This window comes from Parabacteroides sp. CAG:2, assembly GCF_000436315.1.
GTDB lineage: Bacteria > Bacteroidota > Bacteroidia > Bacteroidales > Tannerellaceae > Parabacteroides > Parabacteroides distasonis.
In genome coordinates, this window is record NZ_FR885330.1 from 101,101 (window position 1) to 119,376 (window position 18,276).

Genomic DNA, 18,276 nt, shown 5'->3' on the forward strand with positions numbered 1-18,276 from the left:
AGCCTCAAGTGCTGATAAACCAAGGAAGGCTCTTTTTCCGCCACGTAATACTGGGCCGAGTAATAATGATAGCGATCTTTTAAAAAAGCGACAGTATGTTCCGCATCCAATTGAGTAATGTCCTCTTTCTCGCACTCTTGTATGCAAGAATCCAATTTATTCAAATACTCCAATCGCAAATCCTTCGTAAGCAACAGCCGTAACACGTAATACCAACGCATCCTAGAGGCATTACGTTCTTCCATGCGAGATAAGATCTCCCGGCTTAATTGAATACCCTCCTCATCCAATCCTATATTAAAATAGAAATTCGCTAAAGCTTGGTTTGCCATATCCACCCCATCCGGATAATTAAAATAGGTCGCAAGATTCCTCAAGCTATCCACCTCCCGGATTACCAATCCCTGCATCCCCTCATTCGCTAAAGAATAGATATTCCATCCTTTCGCCCTACATAATTCCTCGATCCGGTTTGTCGCGATGAAAAGGGGTTCCGCTATTTTCAAATATATTCGCAAGCTATCCGGATCTTGCATATAGTAATAACGCATCAAGAATAGTAAGGCATTTCCTTTGTAATAATCGTTACGTTGCCTCTGTGCCTCTTCTAGTAGCAAATCCGCATATACTTTATATACTTTGTTATGCGTATTGGCATAAAGTAATTCGTTCAAGCGTATTAGTTTACTACTATCCGGCAAAACCTTGATTTCTCTTCGTAAGCTATCGACAAACGTGTCACCTTTCGCCCTATCCGGAATAAGCAAAGTTAGAATCAACGTCCAACAACCAATAAAAAACAATCTCTTCATATATACCTTGAAAAGTTAGCACGACTATCCATTATTCAATGCCCGGCAAGTTAATAAAAATTTAAATGCCAAGACATCAACATAAACAAGTTTAATATCACATTTTCAACTTATACAACAAAAAGCCTATATCAACCAAAAAAAGATTGATATAGGCTCTTATTTCAAAGAAACGGCCGTTCTATTTATTTTGTCAAGGCAGCGATACTTTCCTCGATAGACTTAATCTTCGATTCGGCATCGGCTTGCTTTTTCTTCTCCATCTCGATTACTTTCGCCGGGGCTTTGCTCACGAAGTTCTCATTGCCTAATTTCTTCATGACAGAAGCCAAGAAACCTTTTTGGTATTTCAATTCTTCTTGAAGCTTAGCCAACTCTTCCTCCACATTGATCAGATTGCCTAAAGGTACGGCATATTCAGTCGTACGGACCAAGAACGATACAGCACCGGCCGCTTTCTCCTCTACCTTGGAGATGGAAGAGAGATTGCACATCTTAGCGATTACGGCGTTGAACGCCTCATTGTGCTCACCCACGATCTGCAATTCCAGCGCATCCTTATTCGGTATATTCTTTTGCAAACGAATGGTACGGACACCACCAACGATCTCTTTCACGATCTCGAAAGCATCCAAATAAGCGCTATCCGCAACAGCTACTTCCGGCATTTGGGCAACCATCAAGCTCTCACCTTCCTTACGAGGCTCAAGGGCTTGCCATAATTCCTCGGTAATAAACGGCATGAAAGGATGAAGCAAACGAAGCAAGGCATCGAAGAAACCTAACGTAGCCTCATAAGTAGCCTTGTCGATCGGCTGCTGATACCCCGGTTTTACCATCTCCAGATACCATGAGGAGAACTCATCCCAGAACAATTTATAGACAGCCATCATCGCTTCGCTCAGACGATATTTACTGAAAGAGTCGTCTACCTCGGCAATCGTCTTATCCAGCTGCATCTTGAACCATTTCACGGCGATAGCGGAAGCCTCCGGCTGAGCGATCGTATCGTCTACCGTCCAGCCCTTCACCAAGCGGAAAGCATTCCATATCTTATTATTGAAGTTACGTCCTTGCTCACACAAAGCATCATCGAAAGGAATATCATTTCCGGCAGGAGCCGCAAGCATCAAGCCCATACGCACGCCGTCCGCACCGTATTGCTCGATCAATTGCAACGGATCGGGAGAGTTTCCTAAAGATTTGGACATCTTACGTCCCAGCTTATCGCGAACGATACCCGTAAAGTAGACGCTCTTGAACGGCATTTTCCCTCTGTACTCATAGCCGGCCATAATCATACGGGCTACCCAGAAGAAGATGATATCCGGTCCGGTTACCAAATCACTGGTCGGATAGTAATAATTGATTTCCTCGTTATCCGGGTTATTGATACCGTCGAACAGGGAGATCGGCCACAACCAAGAGGAGAACCAAGTATCCAATACGTCCTCGTCCTGACGCAAATCAGACATGGTCAGATTCGGGTTACCACATTTCTCTTTCGCCAGTTCCAAAGCTTTCTCTTCCGTCTCGGCTACCACGTAACCACCTTCCGGCAAGAAGTAAGCCGGGATACGGTGTCCCCACCAAAGCTGACGGCTGATACACCAGTCCTTGATATTCTCCATCCAATGGCGGTAGGTGTTCTTGAACTTCGGCGGATAGAACTTGATATCGTCCTTCATGACCGGCTCCAAGGCGATCTGGGCTAGATGTTCCATCTTCAAGAACCATTGCATAGACAATTTCGGTTCGATAGGCACGTTCGTACGCTCCGAGAAACCCACCTTGTTCTCGTAAGCCTCTACCTTCTCCAAAAGACCGGCGTTACGCAAGTCTTCCTCGATCTGCTTGCGGACATCGAAACGATCCATGCCCACATACAGGCCGGCGGCCTCGCTAAGCGTACCGTTATCGTTGAATATATCAATAGAAGGCAAATTATATTTCTCGCCCAGCATATAGTCGTTTACATCGTGCGCGGGGGTCACTTTCAAACAGCCCGTACCGAACTCTATATCCACGTAATCATCCTCGATCACCGGAATCTCACGGCCTACCAGCGGAACGATCACTTTCTTTCCTCTCAGATGTTGGTTCTTCGGGTCGTTCGGGTTGATACACATCGCCGTATCTCCCATAATCGTCTCCGGACGGGTAGTAGCAACTATGGCATATCCCTCCTCGCCTACGATCTTATAGCGAAGATAGTACAATTTGCTATGCTCTTCCTTATAGATAACCTCCTCATCGGACAGGGCCGTCAACGCCTTAGGGTCCCAATTCACCATACGCACGCCCCGGTAGATCAAGCCCTTCTTATATAGATCGACAAAAACCTTGATGACGCTTTCCGAACGTTTCTCGTCCATCGTGAACGCCGTACGATCCCAATCGCAGGAAGCACCCAATTTACGAAGTTGCTTCAAGATAATGCCGCCATGCTCTTCTTTCCATTCCCAAGCATGCCGCAAAAACTCGTCGCGAGTCAGATCGGTCTTCTTGATTCCTTGCCCGGCCAAACGATTCACCACTTTCGCCTCCGTTGCGATCGAAGCATGGTCCGTACCCGGTACCCAACAAGCGTTCTTACCCATCATACGGGCACGGCGAACCAAGATATCTTGGATCGTATTGTTAAGCATATGTCCCATGTGCAATACGCCGGTGACGTTAGGGGGCGGGATTACAATCGTATACGGCTCACGGCCGTCTGGCTTTGACTTAAAGAAGCCGTTATCCAACCAATACTGATACCACTTCCCCTCTACTTCAGCGGGATTGTACTTACTAGCGATTTCCATATTTTTATAACTAATTAGTCTTTACACATTTCTCGATCCGCGAAAGTACAAAAAATATAGACAAAAAACGCTGAGCATCGGGAAATATAGTCGGCCGAGACAATAGGCATTCCCTCTCGGACACGCCACTATTCTACAAACCACGACGTGGTTTATACAGACCAAGCCGTGGATTGTACAGATCACGACGTGATTTATAAGGACCACGCCGCTATTTTGAAAATAGAGTGAATGGCAATTACTTTTACATCCGGGGATTTGAAGGTTTATTCCTATAACAAGCAAACTATTTATAACGGTTTTTCTATTCCGCACTATTGCAGTTTCGCGTAAATGCCTGTATCTTCGCGTACTATAAAAAATAGATATGAGAAAGCGATCTGAGTATAAAGGAGGGGATAATCGACGTAAACCCTCTAAAGAACGACGGGTAATGGTAGGTGAAAGTAACACTTTGCTACCTTTCCTGTTCGAGTTATTAAAAGAACAGAGCCGTTCATCCGTGAAAGGATTATTGAGCAGGGGACAGATCTCGGTAAACGGGAAAGTCACCCGGCAGTTCGATGCCCCGCTGAACCCTAACGATACGGTCGGAATCAACTATGGAAGAGGGAAGGTGGAATTCAACAATCCGTTACTTAGAATTGTTTGGGAAGATGATGACCTCATCGTGATCAACAAGCGGGAAGGCTTGCTATCCGTATCTACCGATCGTGTTAAAGAGCGTACGGCATATCGCTTATTAAGCGATTATGTGAAACAATCCGATCCTCGTAATAAGATATTCGTTTTGCACCGTCTGGATCGGGATACGTCTGGTATCATGATGTTCGCTAAAAATCAAGGCGTAAAGGAACAACTTCAATCCAACTGGAGCGAAATGATTACCCAACGTACCTATGTAGCGGTAATAGAAGGCCGGCCGGAGAAAGATACGGATTTGATCGTTTCCAATCTTGTTGAGAATAAGAATATGCAAGTGTATGTGACGTTGGAGGGAGACGGAAAAGAAGCGATCACTCGCTACCGCCTGTTACAAACGAACAATAGCTATTCGCTTCTGGAACTGGAACTGGAAACGGGACGTAAGAACCAAATCCGCGCCCAGATGCAATCTATCGGTCACCCGGTAGCCGGCGACACCAAATATGGAGCGGAGACGAATCCTGCGGGACGTTTGATGCTTCATGCCCGTAAACTCTGTTTTATCCACCCGGTAACGGGAGAGGAAATGCGTTTTGAGACCCGGATTCCGGAGATCTTTTCATCAACAGCAAAGTAACTTTAGCAATAAATAATAAAAATGAAGAAACTCATCAGTTCGATCATGCTGGCGCTATTAGCGCTGGTAGCGCAGGCACAAATACTTACGCCTGTCAAATGGAAAATTAAACTAGACGACAAGGGTGGCGCACCCGAGAAAGAGATCGTCTTTACCGCCACGGCGGACAAAGGTTGGCACCTGTATGACATGAACCTGCCGGAAGGAGGTCCTGTATCTACATCTTTCACATTCGAGACATTGAATGGAGCTGAACTGATTGGCCAACCGGTTCCTTCTGTAAAGCCGACCACGGTTTACGACGAGCAATTCGCCATGAACCTTCGTTGGTATCCGGGTACGGTATCGTTCATCCAAAAACTAAAAATTACCGATCCCGCTAAATTCAAGGTAGAGGGCGAGGTGGAATTTATGGCTTGTAATGACGAGACTTGCCTTCCCCCAGATCAAATACCTTTCTCTTTCGATAAGAAAAGTATCCATGTAGATCCGGCGCTGGCAGCTAACAGCTCGACTACAGAGGTGGATAAAGAGGACGCCACGGCCATACAGCCGGATACGCAAGTCGTAGCGGAAGAGGCCAGCGAGTTGAACACTCCGGACCCCGCCGCAAAAAAGACACCGGCTACGACATCTCCCAAAGCGTCCGACAGCTTAACCGACAGCCCGAATCTTTGGTCTCCGGTGATCGACCAATTGAAATCGTTCGGCGACGCTACGGTATCGGCGGCAGATACCTCTTGGTTATTCATCTTCTTCGCGGGTTTCTTAGGTGGTTTGATCGCCTTATTGACTCCTTGCGTTTGGCCGATGATCCCTATGACGGTTAGCTTCTTCCTGAAACGTACGAAAGATCGTAAGAAAGCGATTCGCGACGCTATCACCTATGGATTATCTATTATCGTAATCTATTTGGTTATGGGCTTGTTGATTACCGGCATCTTCGGAGCGAGCGCATTGAATGATTTATCAACGAACGCGATCTTTAATATCCTGTTCTTCTTGTTGCTGGTAGTATTCGCAGTCTCCTTCTTCGGAGCCTTCGAGCTGGTATTACCTGCGTCATGGACTAGCAAATTGGATAGCAAGGCCGATTCAACGACCGGTATATTGAGTATTTTCTTTATGTCGTTTACGTTGGTATTGGTATCTTTCTCTTGTACGGGTCCGATTATCGGAACCTTGTTGGTACAGGCAGCTTCTATGGGTACGGCGGTAGGACCGGCTATCGGTATGTTCGGTTTCGCCTTGGCGTTATCCATCCCGTTCAGTGTCTTCGCCATCTTCCCGAATATGCTGCAAAGTATGCCGAAATCCGGCGGATGGTTGAATTCCGTGAAGGTCGTATTGGGCTTCTTGGAGTTGGCATTGGCTTTGAAGTTCCTTTCCGTAGCGGATTTAGCGTATGGCTGGCGTTTACTAGACCGTGAGGCTTTTATCGTGCTTTGGATCGTGATCTTCAGCTTATTGGGTGTTTATTTATTAGGAAAGATCAAGTTTAGCCATGATAGCGAAGTAAAATATGTATCTGTTCCTCGTCTGTTTATGGCGATTATCTCTTTCGCTTTCGCCATTTACATGGTTCCGGGACTTTGGGGCGCTCCGTTAAAGGCGATCAGCGCATTCGCTCCTCCGTTGTATACACAAGATTTCAATCTATACAAAAACGAGGTACACGCCGCATTCGACGATTATGAATCCGGTATGGCTTATGCCAAGAAGGTAAATAAACCCGTCATGATCGACTTCTCCGGTTTCGGTTGCGTAAACTGCCGTAAGATGGAGGCTTCCGTTTGGACGGATCCTAAGGTGAAGCAAATGCTAGAAAATGATTACGTGCTAATCACTCTCATGGTAGACGATAAGACGAAACTCCCGCAACCCATCGAGATCCAAGAGAACGGAAAGACTCGTAAGCTGAAGACGATCGGTGATAAATGGAGTTATTTGCAACGAAGCAAGTTCGGTTCTAATGCCCAGCCATTCTACATCTTATTGAATGACGAGGGACAGCCGCTCGGACCTTCATACGCATTCAATGAGGATGTTTCCAAATACATCCAGTTCCTTCAAAACGGATTGAAAGAATTCAAGAAAGAACAACAATAAAACAAACAGAGGGCCGGGTTCTACCCTGCCCTCTTTCTTTTACAATCATTATAGAATAAGTAAATAATATGGCAACTAGAGAAGAGAAGATGGAAGCCTTCGGGCAATTACTCGACATTCTGGATGAATTACGGGTAAAATGCCCTTGGGATCGTAAACAGACAAACGAGAGCCTCCGCACGAATACGATCGAGGAAACCTATGAACTATGCGAGGCCTTGATGCGTGAGGATAACACAAACATAAAAAAAGAATTAGGAGACCTGTTATTGCACATCGTCTTTTACTCCAAGATCGGCGAGGAAAAAGAAGCTTTCGATATCAAGGATGTCTGCGACAGCCTTTGCCAGAAACTGATTTACCGCCATCCACACGTATTCGGAGATACCTCCGCCGATACCGCTCAAAAGGTAGAGCAAAGCTGGGAGCAGCTTAAGTTGAAAGAAAAGGGGGGTAACAAAACCGTACTGGAGGGTGTTCCCGCTTCCCTCCCATCCGTAGTAAAAGCGCATCGTATCCAAGATAAGGCCCGTAACGTAGGTTTCGACTGGGAACAACGTGATCAAGTATGGGATAAGGTACAGGAGGAATTTAATGAGTTGAAAACCGAGATAGACAGGATGGACGCAGATAAGATGGAAGCTGAGTTCGGAGATCTCTTCTTTAGCTTGATCAACGCTGCCCGCCTATACAAAATAAATCCGGACAACGCATTGGAACGCACGAACCAGAAGTTTATCCGCCGTTTTAATTATCTAGAGGAGCACACGATCCAAGAAGGTCGTTCCTTGAAAGATATGACATTGGAGGAAATGGATCAACTGTGGAATGAGGCCAAGGCCAAAGGCTTATAAAGCAAGGATAAGGGCAAAACAAAAGGGGAACCGACATCACGTCGCCACCCCTCCCTTAACTTAAACGCCAAAACTAAATCTAAACAAAAAACACAAATAATGATAATATTTTACTTTTTCTGTTTTTCTTCCTTTTTATTGTCCCGACCACTCTTCATGAAATTCCGGACAAACTTATATTCCGCATTTCGGTACTTATAGACCTTTTCGGGAGAAAGTATCTTCTTGAATCTCTCAAAATACTCTTTTTCCAACTGTGCCTCTTTTATCTCAACATCCAGACATTCGTCTATCACTTTGTTATAATCAGCATCTGTCGGATTCTCCTTATGTCGAATTTCTTTTGATAACTTACGACATTCACGACCTACCTCAAATTTTTTCTGTCGCAACTCATTGCATAAAGGAATAAATTGTGCAGCTTCCTCAGGTGTAAGGCCAACTTCAGCCGTAATAAAAGCATTCCGCCTTGCTTCGAATGCTTCTCTATCAAAATGTCTTTGCTCTTTCTTCTCTTGTGCCGTAGCATTGAAAGAGAGTAGAACCGAAATCGCTACAAATGTAATGAAAAATATTTTATTCATACAAGTATTATTACAAAAATCTTCGATAAAATTACTATTTTAAACTTTATTCAGAATAGGAAAGTTCCTCTTCTAAAAGATAATTAGCGTATTGAGCTTCCAAATACTCCAAATACTCCTCATCTTCTTCCGCTTCAATAGCGTCTAAAGCCGTTGTCGGGACTTCCGTCCGGACCAGTAAAGAATCAGACGCAGTACTACCATCGGAACCGTTTATTCCCACGATAGCCTTGAAAAACAAACCAAGACCAGCGAATACCGCAGCCATGTACAACCACGGACGAACACGATCCATCAAGGAAATCCGTTTCGCCCTCTCCTCCGGCTTCTCGGGGAGCTGACTCATGATCCGCTCCGTAAGCCCTTCCATATACCCTTCCGGTACAGTGAAAGGATTAGTTCCTTTCAAGCGATCTAGGTTTTTTTCTTCTTTTTTCATACTTTTTCTCTTTTTATATTGCTTTGACAGCGATTCGGGCAAAAGGTTTAAACCTCTTTTGTTAAAAACTCCTCGATTTTTTTCACCGCATGATGATACGAGGCCTTCAAAGCCCCGACAGAGGTACCTAGTATCTCGGACATCTCCTCGTACTTCATCTCCTCGTTATACTTCATATTGAAAACCAAGCGTTGTTTCTCCGGCAAGGTAAGAATAGCGTTTTGCAATCTTACCTGTATCTCGTCACCATCGAAGTATTCATCACCTTTCAAACGATCCAGCAAAAAGGTATCCGCATCGTCGATAGATACGTTATTCATATTTCGCTGTTTATTCAGGAAAGTAATGCACTCGTTGATCGCGATCTTATAAAGCCATGTAGATAATTTGGCCTCACCGCGAAAAAGCTCGATGTTCGTCCAAGCTTTCAAAAATGTATTTTGGAGTAAGTCGTTCGCATCCTCATGATCCAGTACCATCTTTCGTATATGCCAATACAACTTCTCGCCATACAAGCTTACGACCTTGGCGAAGGCCTCACGTTGTCGGGCCGGGTCCCGAAGCTGTACTACAATTTCGTCTTCTGTATAGGATTGCATTTTTTCTATTTTGGGAAGTGCCCAGAACAGGACTCGAACCTGCACGATCGCAAAACCACTCGCACCTGAAACGAGCGCGTCTACCAATTCCGCCACCTGGGCTTTTTTTAATCATTCTGAAGCGCAACCTATCGGTATTGCGCATACAAAGGTAATCGTTTTTTCCAATTAGCAAGCAAATGAAAATAAAAAAAGCGACCGTCCCTTCCGGAACGGCCGCCCATATCATTAATCACGGGAGTCGATTACATCATACCGCCCATTCCGCCACCCATACCCGGGTTCATCGGAGGCATAGCCGGAGTCTCTTCTTTCTTCTCTGCGATCACGCACTCAGTAGTCAAGAACATACCAGCGATAGAAGCTGCGTTCTCCAATGCTACGCGAGTTACCTTAGCAGGGTCGATGACACCAGCCTCACACAAGTTCTCAAAACAGTCCTTACGAGCGTTGTAACCGAAGTCGCCCTCACCTTCCTTCACTTTCTGAACGATAACGGCACCTTCCTTACCTGCGTTAGCTACGATCTGGCGAAGCGGCTCCTCGATAGCGCGCTTAACGATCTCGATACCTGTAGTCTCGTCCTCGTTGTCGCCCTTCATACCTTCCAATGCATCGATAGCACGGATATAGGCAACACCACCACCGGGCACCGTACCTTCTTCGATAGCGGCACGAGTTGCGTGTAATGCGTCATCCACACGGTCTTTCTTCTCTTTCATCTCAACCTCAGAAGGAGCACCTACGTAAAGAACAGCTACACCGCCGGCCATCTTAGCCAAACGCTCTTGCAATTTCTCTTTATCATAATCAGATGTCGTATTCTCCATCTGGATCTTGATCTGGCCGATACGAGCTTGGATAGCCTCCTTGTCACCAGCACCATTTACAATGGTAGTGGTATCTTTGTCTACCGTGATCTTCTCAGCGGTACCTAGCATATCCATTGTAGCACCTTCCAATTTCAAACCTTTCTCCTCAGAGATAACCGTACCGCCTGTCAATACAGCGATATCTTCCAACATAGCCTTACGACGGTCGCCGAAGCCCGGAGCCTTAACAGCGCAGATCTTCAAGGAACCACGCAGACGATTCACTACCAATGTAGCCAAAGCCTCGCTGTCGATATCCTCAGCGATGATCAAAAGAGGACGTCCGCTCTGTACGGTCGGCTCAAGGATAGGAAGAAGGTCTTTTAATACGGAGATCTTCTTGTCATAGATCAAGATATACGGATTCTCCATCTGGCACTCCATCTTCTCTGTATCCGTTACGAAGTACGGAGAGATATAACCGCGGTCGAACTGCATACCCTCAACTACGTCAACTGTAGTTTCAGTACCTTTAGCTTCCTCAACCGTGATAACACCTTCAGTCTTCACACGTTGCATAGCCTCCGCGATCAACTTACCGATAGCCTCGTCACCATTTGCGGAGATCTTCGCTACATGCTCGATCTTCTCGAACTTATCACCTACAGCCTCAGCTTGGTTAGCGATGCTCTCTACAACCTTAGCGACAGCCTTGTCGATACCACGTTTCAAATCCATCGGGTTCGCTCCGGCAGTAACGTTCTTTAAACCGACACCAATGATAGACTGAGCCAAAACCGTAGCTGTAGTCGTACCGTCACCGGCGTTATCGTTTGTCTTGGAAGCCACTTCCTTAACTAATTGAGCACCCATGTTCTCGAACGGGCAAGTCAACTCAACTTCTTTAGCAACCGTTACACCATCTTTCGTGATGTGAGGAGCTCCGAATTTCTTCTCGATAATTACGTTACGACCTTTCGGGCCTAATGTTACCTTAACAGCATTAGCCAACTCATCCACACCTTTCTTCAAAAGGTCGCGGGCATCCATATCGTATTTAATCTCTTTTGCCATGATTGTATCTCTTTTTAATATTGTTGTTTATAAAAATGAATTAGATAATAGCTAAAACGTCTGCTTGGCGCATGATCAAGTATTTCTCACCGTCTAGTTCGATTTCCGTACCTGCATACTTACCATACAATACGTTATCACCAACCTTTACAACCATCTCCTCGTCTTTCGTTCCGTTACCTACGGCTACAATCTCACCCTTTAAAGGCTTTTCCTTTGCTGAGTCAGGAATAATAATTCCACCTAATGTTTTCTCTTCCGCAGCGGCCGGCTTAATCAGCACGCGGTCTGCTAATGGTCTAATGTTCATTTTCTTGGTATTTTAAATGTTAATAATATTACGTTTTTAGTTTATGAACTTTGTGTTCACGCCTAAGTCTATGCGAATAGTGTGCCAAACGTATTCACCCGAGTTCGACTGACAATATTTCGGACGAAATAGACAAATATCCGAAGAGATAACTGACAACTTGTCTTTTTGCATCTCTCAAAAGGATTATCAATCGACCAGCAGCGTATTCATGGAATATGCTTTTACGATCGGAGTATAGACTCGATCGCCTATGCGGATGGAAAGGGAACGATCATCACTGGTCTCATTGGCGATAATCAAGGCGATACTGTTATCCGGGTTACGGAATGCCAGCAGATTCGTATAGGCTCCTTCCGTTTCTAATTTATATGCACCGGGCTGGACATAATGGCTGACATGTTTCATCACGTAGTATTCCGGAGTATATCGATAGCTCTTGGTTTGCGGATCTACGACAACCAATGAGTTTTGCGCCCATCCCCAACGACTGATCCCTCCATTTTCCAAAGATATATTCCAATACATATAGGCAGAAACGCCATTATCCAGAAAATGTCGCATCAACCCCCAAGAATACATGGCACCCTTCCAATCGTTCTTGCCATCTCCACATTCTTGCTCGGTTTGGTAAAGCTTCAACCCGGGATAACGTTTGTGGATTCCGGCGATAGCTCCCTTACCCGCCCATTGGAAACCGACACCTTTTACATATTTACCACTAGCGGGATCTGTCAATACCGTATCAACAAGCGACTCATTCGCACGTTCCATCGTGCCGAACATAATATCCACTCCTTGAACCTGCATGGCCGGCCCGAGATAATTACCGATAAAATTAGCCAAAGAAGCCGATGTCCAACAACAACTCGGGAATATTTGCGCAGAGTTGAACTCGTTCTGGGGCATTATGGCAAAGATTGGAATTCCGTGTTTCTTATAGGCCTCGATAAATTTAGAGAAATAGAGGGCATAGGCTTTCAGGTAAAGAGAGTCTTGGATAAACATATCCGTACCTTCATGGCCGACCTTATCGGCCGACAAACCATTTCGATACTTCTCGTCATAATTCTCACCCGTATAGGCAGAGGCATAGTGTTTGTTATATTTCATCCAAGCGGGAGGGCACCACGGGGAAGCCCACAAGCGTAAGTCTGGCTGATACTTCCGAGCGTTCTTGATAAAAGGAATCAACGTTTGTTGGTCATTGGCGATGGTAAAATGTTCCATTGTGAAATCACCGTCTACCTCGTCATACGAATACCAATCACGGGAGAAATCATTTGCTCCTACAGGCATCCGGCAAATCGTGAAGTTGGCTCCGACTCCGGGGAAAAAAAGCTCTTCCATGATTTCCTCACGTACACTTGGCTCCAGCTTACTCAAGGAAAGCCAACCTAATTCATTAAAACAGGCTCCGAAACCATCAATTTGTTGTTGATGCTTTTCTGTTAGAATTGTTATATCAATATTAGGTATCGTATCCGCAAGGGCGGAGATCAGATCGGGTTGCTCAGCCCAAGGGGTATTCTCGGTTGTCGTTACCCACTCGGCACGGGGGGTGAAAGAGCAGGAAGAAAGGTATAAAGATATTGAGAGTATAAAAACAGGTATTTTCATGGTCGTTTCATTAATTTATAAGTTTAGAACCATTTAAACACGGACTACACGGATGACACGGATAAATACTAATACCGTGTCATCCGTGTAGTCCGTGTTCCATAATCCACTATTCTCTAAAAGCGTTCTATCAGCTCCTCGATAGTCACAAGGTTTTGCTCACCCGTGAGCATATTCTTTAAGTTGATTTTATTCTCGGCCATCTCATTCTCTCCGACTATCGCGACAAACGGGATTTTCTTAGCGTCCGCATATCCCATTTGCTTTTTCATTTTAGTAGACTCAGGATATAGCTCCGTACGAATCCCCGCCTTGCGAACCTTAGCGATCAACGGCAATAAATGAATCTCCTCTTTCTGTCCGAAGTTCACGAATAGAAGCTGTGTAGTCTTCAAAGACCCTTCCGGATATAAATCCAATTGGTTCAATACATCAAAGATACGATCAGCGCCGAAAGAGAAACCGACACCAGATACGCCTTCCATGCCAAATACCCCTGTCAGGTTGTCATAGCGACCACCACCTGTGATACTACCGATCTGTACGTCCAAGGCTTTCACCTCGAAAATCGCACCTGTATAATAGTTTAAGCCACGAGCCAATGTCAGATCAAGCTCTAATTCCGCACGGATTGGCGTATGAGAGATGCGCTCCAAGATAAAATCCAATTCGGCTACACCTTTCAAACCAGTCTCAGACGCAGATAATACCTCTTTCAAGGTAGCGATCTTTTCTTGATTTGAACCCTGCAGCATAATGATCGGCTGCAAACGCTCGATCGCCTCCTCGGGTAAACCCTTGGAACGAAGCTCTTCATTCACGTTGTCCAAGCCAATCTTATCCAGCTTGTCGATAGCTACCGTAATGTCTACGATCTTATCCGCCTCGCCTATGATTTCGGCAATACCGGAAAGGATCTTACGATTGTTCATCTTGATACACACACGAATGCCAAAACGATGGAACACCTCGTCCATAATCTGGATCAGTTCCACCTCATTGATCAAGGAATCAGAACCCACAACGTCGCCATCACATTGGTAGAACTCCCGGTAACGTCCCTTTTGCGGACGATCGGCACGCCAAACCGGTTGGATCTGGTAACGTTTGAACGGAAAACTGATCTCATTACGATGTTGTACCACGTAACGGGCGAACGGAACGGTCAAATCATAACGCAAGCCTTTCTCACAAGCCTTAGCAGCAAATCTCAACGGGTTCTTTTCCATTAACTCCTCATCTGAGATGCCCGCGAAACAATCTCCGGAATTCAATATCTTGAAAAGGAGCTTATCCCCTTCCTCGCCATATTTACCCATCAATGTAGAAAGGTTCTCCATGGCAGGAGTCTCTATTTGCTGGAAGCCATACAAGTGAAATACTTCACGGATCGTGTTAAATATATAATTACGTTTCGCCATTTCCTCCGGCGAAAAATCCCGAGTACCTTTGGGTATGGAAGGTTTTTGCATGATCTTATGTTTTAAATGATTATTCTGGCCGCAAAGGTAATGTTTTTTGCTCGAAATAAATAAGAAAATAACAATGCCCACTGTAAGGAGCTTACAATCGCAGTCATAAGCATCTTACAATGGGCATTCTAACATCCTTACAATGGGCATCCATGGAAAGCCTCTTCCGAGGCTTATCAATCCCGGCTTCTTCCCCCCAAGAATATCATTATATAATATAATAATGTAGCAAGCGAACCTAACGCAGCGACCACGTACGTATAAGCGGCGGAACGTAAAGCATCCTCTGCCTTATCATGCGTATAAGCATTTGTTATACCGGCATTGCTCAACCACGCCAAAGCACGTTGGCTCGCATTGATCTCGACCGGAAGCGTGATAAAGCTAAATAGCGTAGTCGTAGCGAACAAGATTATACCGAATAACAATAACTGAGGAAACGTATGCAATAATAACATACCACCCAGCAACACCCATGTCATGATATTTGAGGCGAAACTAACAACCGGAACCAAAGCCGAACGCATTCTCAACGGAGCGTAAGCGGTAGCATGCTGCACAGCGTGACCGCACTCATGGGCGGCAACCGCGGCGGCGGCGATACTATTGCTATAATAAACCGACTCACTCAAGTTCACCGTCTGGTTAGCGGGATTGTAATGGTCCGTCAGATGTCCGGGTGTAGAAATCACCTTTACATCATAGATACCATTGTCATGCAACATCTTCTCTGCGACATCTTTTCCTGTCATGCCATTCGGCATAGGAATTTTCGAATACTTCTCAAACTTGCCCTGAAGACGGGATGACACCAGCCAACTCAATAGCGCAAATCCAATAAATATAATCCAATACATGCTCATAAATTTCTATCTTATTTAGTTTTATAAAACAACGACAAAAAGTTTGCCAAAGACAAAAATGGCAGGAGACACCCCTTGAGGAATGTGGTCTTCTGCCATTTTGTACGATTTATAACGAGTTTATTCTTCTGTATATCTGACAATCGTCTGTTCACGATCCGGTCCTACGGAAACGATCTTCACAGGCACACCCAGTTCTTCCTCCAAGAAAGAAAGGTAAGCGTTGAACTCCTCAGGGAACTCGTCCTCGCTCTGCATCTTCGTCATATCCGTCTTCCAACCCGGTAATTCCACGTATACAGGTTCGATCGTATCATCGATCTCATACGGGAACTCATTAGTCTCGACACCGTTCATCTTATAAGCCACGCAAGCCTTGATCGTATCGAAGGTATCTAACACATCACTCTTCATCATGATCAATTGGCTTACACCGTTGATCATCACGGCATATCTCAAGGCTACCAAATCAATCCAGCCACAACGGCGTTTACGTCCCGTAACCGCACCGAACTCATGGCCTAATTGACCGATCTTATCTCCCACCTCATCAAACAACTCGGTCGGGAACGGACCGCTACCTACACGTGTACAATAAGCCTTGAAGATTCCATATACCTCACCGATATTCCGGGGAGAAACCCCCAGTCCCGTACAACATCCGGCACAGATCGTGTTAGAGGAAGTCACGAATGGATAAGAACCGAAGTCTATATCCAGCATCGTACCTTGAGCGCCTTCCGCCAAGACCGACTTGCCTTCCTTCAAATAGTTATTGATGACATGCTCGCTATCAATCAATTTGAATTGTATGAGGTAGTTCAAGGCCTCCAGCCATTGAGCCTCCATCTCGGTTATATCATATTCATAGTTCAATGAACGCAAGATCGCTTCATGTTTTGCTTTAGCGGCCGCATATTTCTCTTCGAAGTTATGCAACAAATCGCCCACACGAACACCGTTACGGCTAATCTTATCCGTATAAGTCGGGCCGATACCCTTTCCTGTCGTACCGATCTTTCCGGAACCTTTTGCGGCCTCGTAAGCGGCATCCAAGATCCGGTGAGTAGGTAAAATTAGGTGAGCTTTCTTAGAGATATAAAGCTGCTTGGTGATATCGTGACCACTCGCTGCCAATGATTCCGCTTCCTGCTTGAACAATAACGGGTCCAGAACGACACCGTTACCGATTACGTTTATCTTTCCACCTTGGAAAATACCGGAAGGAATCGAACGTAACACATACTTTTCCCCGTTAAACTCCAATGTATGTCCGGCATTAGGGCCTCCTTGAAAACGAGTTACCACATCGTAATTCGGAGTCAGCACATCGACAACCTTGCCTTTGCCCTCGTCGCCCCATTGCAATCCTAACAAAACGTCTACTTTCATCTTTTCTATTTTATTATAGGCTATTAATATTCTTATTTAACTGACCTTTGCAACTTAAACTTGCATTTACTGCATAGGCCATAAATGTACAAACAATAATACTCCGGCGTAAAACGAGAGACTTTCAAGTTTCTCATATCCGCTTTCAACGTACTGTTTCGCAGCTCCCGGATGGCCCCGCATCTCGTGCAAACCAAATGCAAATGCGTATCGGCATAAATCCTCAACTCATATTGCACCGACTGGACGGTTATTTGATGACGCACCACCAAACCGGCATCAACCAGTACATCCAACGTATTATAGAGTGTAGCCTTACTGACATGGAAGTTGTCTTGCTCCAACCGATCCGAAAGCATACACATATCAAAATGCCCGGGAAAAGCACATATCTCCTTGAATATAGCATATCTCTCCTCGGTTTTCCGCAGTTTCTTCTCCGTTAGATATTCGGTAAACAACGCACGTATTTCCGTATAAACTTTCGCTTCCATCTCCTAAAGACCGCACAAACGACAAAGTTAGCGCATTTATTTTAAACGCAAAGCCTTACCGATAATATTCAAACTCGAATTTTAATTCATTATAGATTTCTTGTAATTCCGGCGTGTTTCCCGCAGCCTCCTGAAATTCCTTGAAACCGTCTAGGATCCTTTCCGCATTCCCCTCGGATTGACGCCCATAAAACTTCATGGCTTGAATAGACGCTTGTTTCTCTTTCAGCGTAGATTTAAAATCCTTAGTCTCCGCTAGACTACTTAAGGTTTCTGCCAAGAAAGATCCTAAAACCACAGAAGATAAGCTGCCACCTCGCTTGAAATTCTCGGCCCAAGTAAGAAAGGCGACCGTGCGAGCGAACTCATTTTTCTTATCAGCAACCAGATCAGACGTGAAGTCCTCCATATAAGGCAGATGAACGAACAAGTTCCGGCAACAATGCTCCGCGATCTCTAAATAAGGAATCTCCTTGACCCAACGTTTCGCCTCATCCAAAGGCAACGTCTCGGCGGGTTGGAGAAAGGTCGCCAATATCTTAAACTCACGGATGTCTTCTTTCCATAAAGCCGCCGCTAGCTCTCCATTCGGTTTATGCTTACGGGCGATTCCCTTTATTTCGGGGTACGGAACCCCGAAATTTAACTTATATACGATACCTTTCTCACGCATACTCGTAGAAATCACCCCGTTCATCGCCAAACGAAGTTCCTTACGGATCTCCCTTATCTCGTCTTGTAAACTTTCCATCT

Annotated in this window: 15 protein-coding genes, 1 tRNA gene and 1 pseudogene; 3 read left to right on the plus strand and 14 right to left on the minus strand. The window is 45.2% G+C overall.

What is annotated here, in order from left to right; translation table 11 throughout:
* Window positions 1-812 (minus strand): annotated as a pseudogene (locus tag QVP94_RS18500) (sensor histidine kinase); the annotation flags it as partial.
* Window positions 813-997: 185 nt separating this feature from the next.
* Window positions 998-3,619 carry a valine--tRNA ligase gene (locus tag QVP94_RS18505; RefSeq protein WP_008779370.1) on the minus strand — a complete coding sequence of 874 codons (2,622 nt, stop codon included), beginning with the start codon at window positions 3,617-3,619 and terminating at the stop codon, window positions 998-1,000.
* Window positions 3,620-3,986: 367 nt separating this feature from the next.
* Here QVP94_RS18505 and QVP94_RS18510 point away from each other — a divergent pair, with 367 nt between their 5' ends.
* From QVP94_RS18510 to mazG, 3 genes are all read left to right on the plus strand, one after another.
* Window positions 3,987-4,901 carry an RluA family pseudouridine synthase gene (locus QVP94_RS18510; RefSeq protein ID WP_036618280.1) on the plus strand — a complete coding sequence of 305 codons (915 nt, stop codon included), beginning with the start codon at window positions 3,987-3,989 and terminating at the stop codon, window positions 4,899-4,901.
* Window positions 4,902-4,922: 21 nt separating this feature from the next.
* Window positions 4,923-7,010 (plus strand): protein-disulfide reductase DsbD family protein, encoded by a 2,088-nt coding sequence (locus QVP94_RS18515; RefSeq protein ID WP_022193198.1) that lies wholly within the window; start codon window positions 4,923-4,925, stop codon window positions 7,008-7,010.
* A gap of 68 nt (window positions 7,011-7,078) precedes the next feature.
* Window positions 7,079-7,864, plus strand: coding sequence for a nucleoside triphosphate pyrophosphohydrolase (gene mazG, locus QVP94_RS18520; protein WP_005858781.1), 786 nt, complete (start codon window positions 7,079-7,081; stop codon window positions 7,862-7,864).
* Window positions 7,865-7,974: 110 nt separating this feature from the next.
* Here the strand turns inward: mazG and QVP94_RS18525 are convergent, their stop codons facing one another.
* The 12 genes from QVP94_RS18525 to QVP94_RS18580 all read right to left on the minus strand — a co-directional run bounded on the left by QVP94_RS18525 (window position 7,975) and on the right by QVP94_RS18580 (window position 18,274).
* A complete protein-coding gene (locus QVP94_RS18525) occupies window positions 7,975-8,448 on the minus strand; it encodes a hypothetical protein (protein ID WP_005858783.1) in 474 nt (157 codons plus the stop codon).
* A 46-nt stretch (window positions 8,449-8,494) separates the two neighbouring features.
* Entirely contained in the window at window positions 8,495-8,887 is a 393-nt protein-coding gene (locus tag QVP94_RS18530) for a hypothetical protein (protein WP_022193199.1), read from the minus strand.
* A gap of 47 nt (window positions 8,888-8,934) precedes the next feature.
* On the minus strand, window positions 8,935-9,486 hold the full coding sequence (locus QVP94_RS18535; RefSeq protein ID WP_008777938.1) for an RNA polymerase sigma factor: 552 nt from the start codon (window positions 9,484-9,486) through the stop codon (window positions 8,935-8,937).
* An 18-nt stretch (window positions 9,487-9,504) separates the two neighbouring features.
* A tRNA-Leu gene (locus tag QVP94_RS18540) sits at window positions 9,505-9,588 on the minus strand.
* Window positions 9,589-9,731: 143 nt separating this feature from the next.
* Window positions 9,732-11,372, minus strand: a complete 1,641-nt coding sequence (groL, locus tag QVP94_RS18545; protein WP_022193201.1) for a chaperonin GroEL — start codon at window positions 11,370-11,372, stop codon at window positions 9,732-9,734.
* A gap of 40 nt (window positions 11,373-11,412) precedes the next feature.
* Window positions 11,413-11,682 (minus strand): co-chaperone GroES, encoded by a 270-nt coding sequence (locus QVP94_RS18550; protein WP_005858788.1) that lies wholly within the window; start codon window positions 11,680-11,682, stop codon window positions 11,413-11,415.
* Window positions 11,683-11,871: 189 nt separating this feature from the next.
* Window positions 11,872-13,302: a glycoside hydrolase family 30 protein gene (locus QVP94_RS18555; protein ID WP_009017029.1), complete on the minus strand. Its 1,431-nt coding sequence runs from the start codon at window positions 13,300-13,302 to the stop codon at window positions 11,872-11,874.
* 116 nt (window positions 13,303-13,418) lie between these two features.
* The gene (gene hisS, locus QVP94_RS18560) at window positions 13,419-14,774 is read right to left on the minus strand and encodes a histidine--tRNA ligase (RefSeq protein ID WP_022193202.1); all 1,356 of its coding nucleotides are present in this window, start codon (window positions 14,772-14,774) and stop codon (window positions 13,419-13,421) included.
* A 176-nt stretch (window positions 14,775-14,950) separates the two neighbouring features.
* On the minus strand, window positions 14,951-15,637 hold the full coding sequence (locus QVP94_RS18565; RefSeq protein WP_005868492.1) for a zinc metallopeptidase: 687 nt from the start codon (window positions 15,635-15,637) through the stop codon (window positions 14,951-14,953).
* A 120-nt stretch (window positions 15,638-15,757) separates the two neighbouring features.
* Window positions 15,758-17,029 carry an adenylosuccinate synthase gene (locus tag QVP94_RS18570; protein WP_022193203.1) on the minus strand — a complete coding sequence of 424 codons (1,272 nt, stop codon included), beginning with the start codon at window positions 17,027-17,029 and terminating at the stop codon, window positions 15,758-15,760.
* A 32-nt stretch (window positions 17,030-17,061) separates the two neighbouring features.
* Entirely contained in the window at window positions 17,062-17,523 is a 462-nt protein-coding gene (locus QVP94_RS18575; protein WP_022193204.1) for a Fur family transcriptional regulator, read from the minus strand.
* Between the two features lie 55 nt (window positions 17,524-17,578).
* Window positions 17,579-18,274 (minus strand): DNA alkylation repair protein, encoded by a 696-nt coding sequence (locus QVP94_RS18580; protein WP_005858799.1) that lies wholly within the window; start codon window positions 18,272-18,274, stop codon window positions 17,579-17,581.
* Window positions 18,275-18,276: the final 2 nt, after the last annotated feature.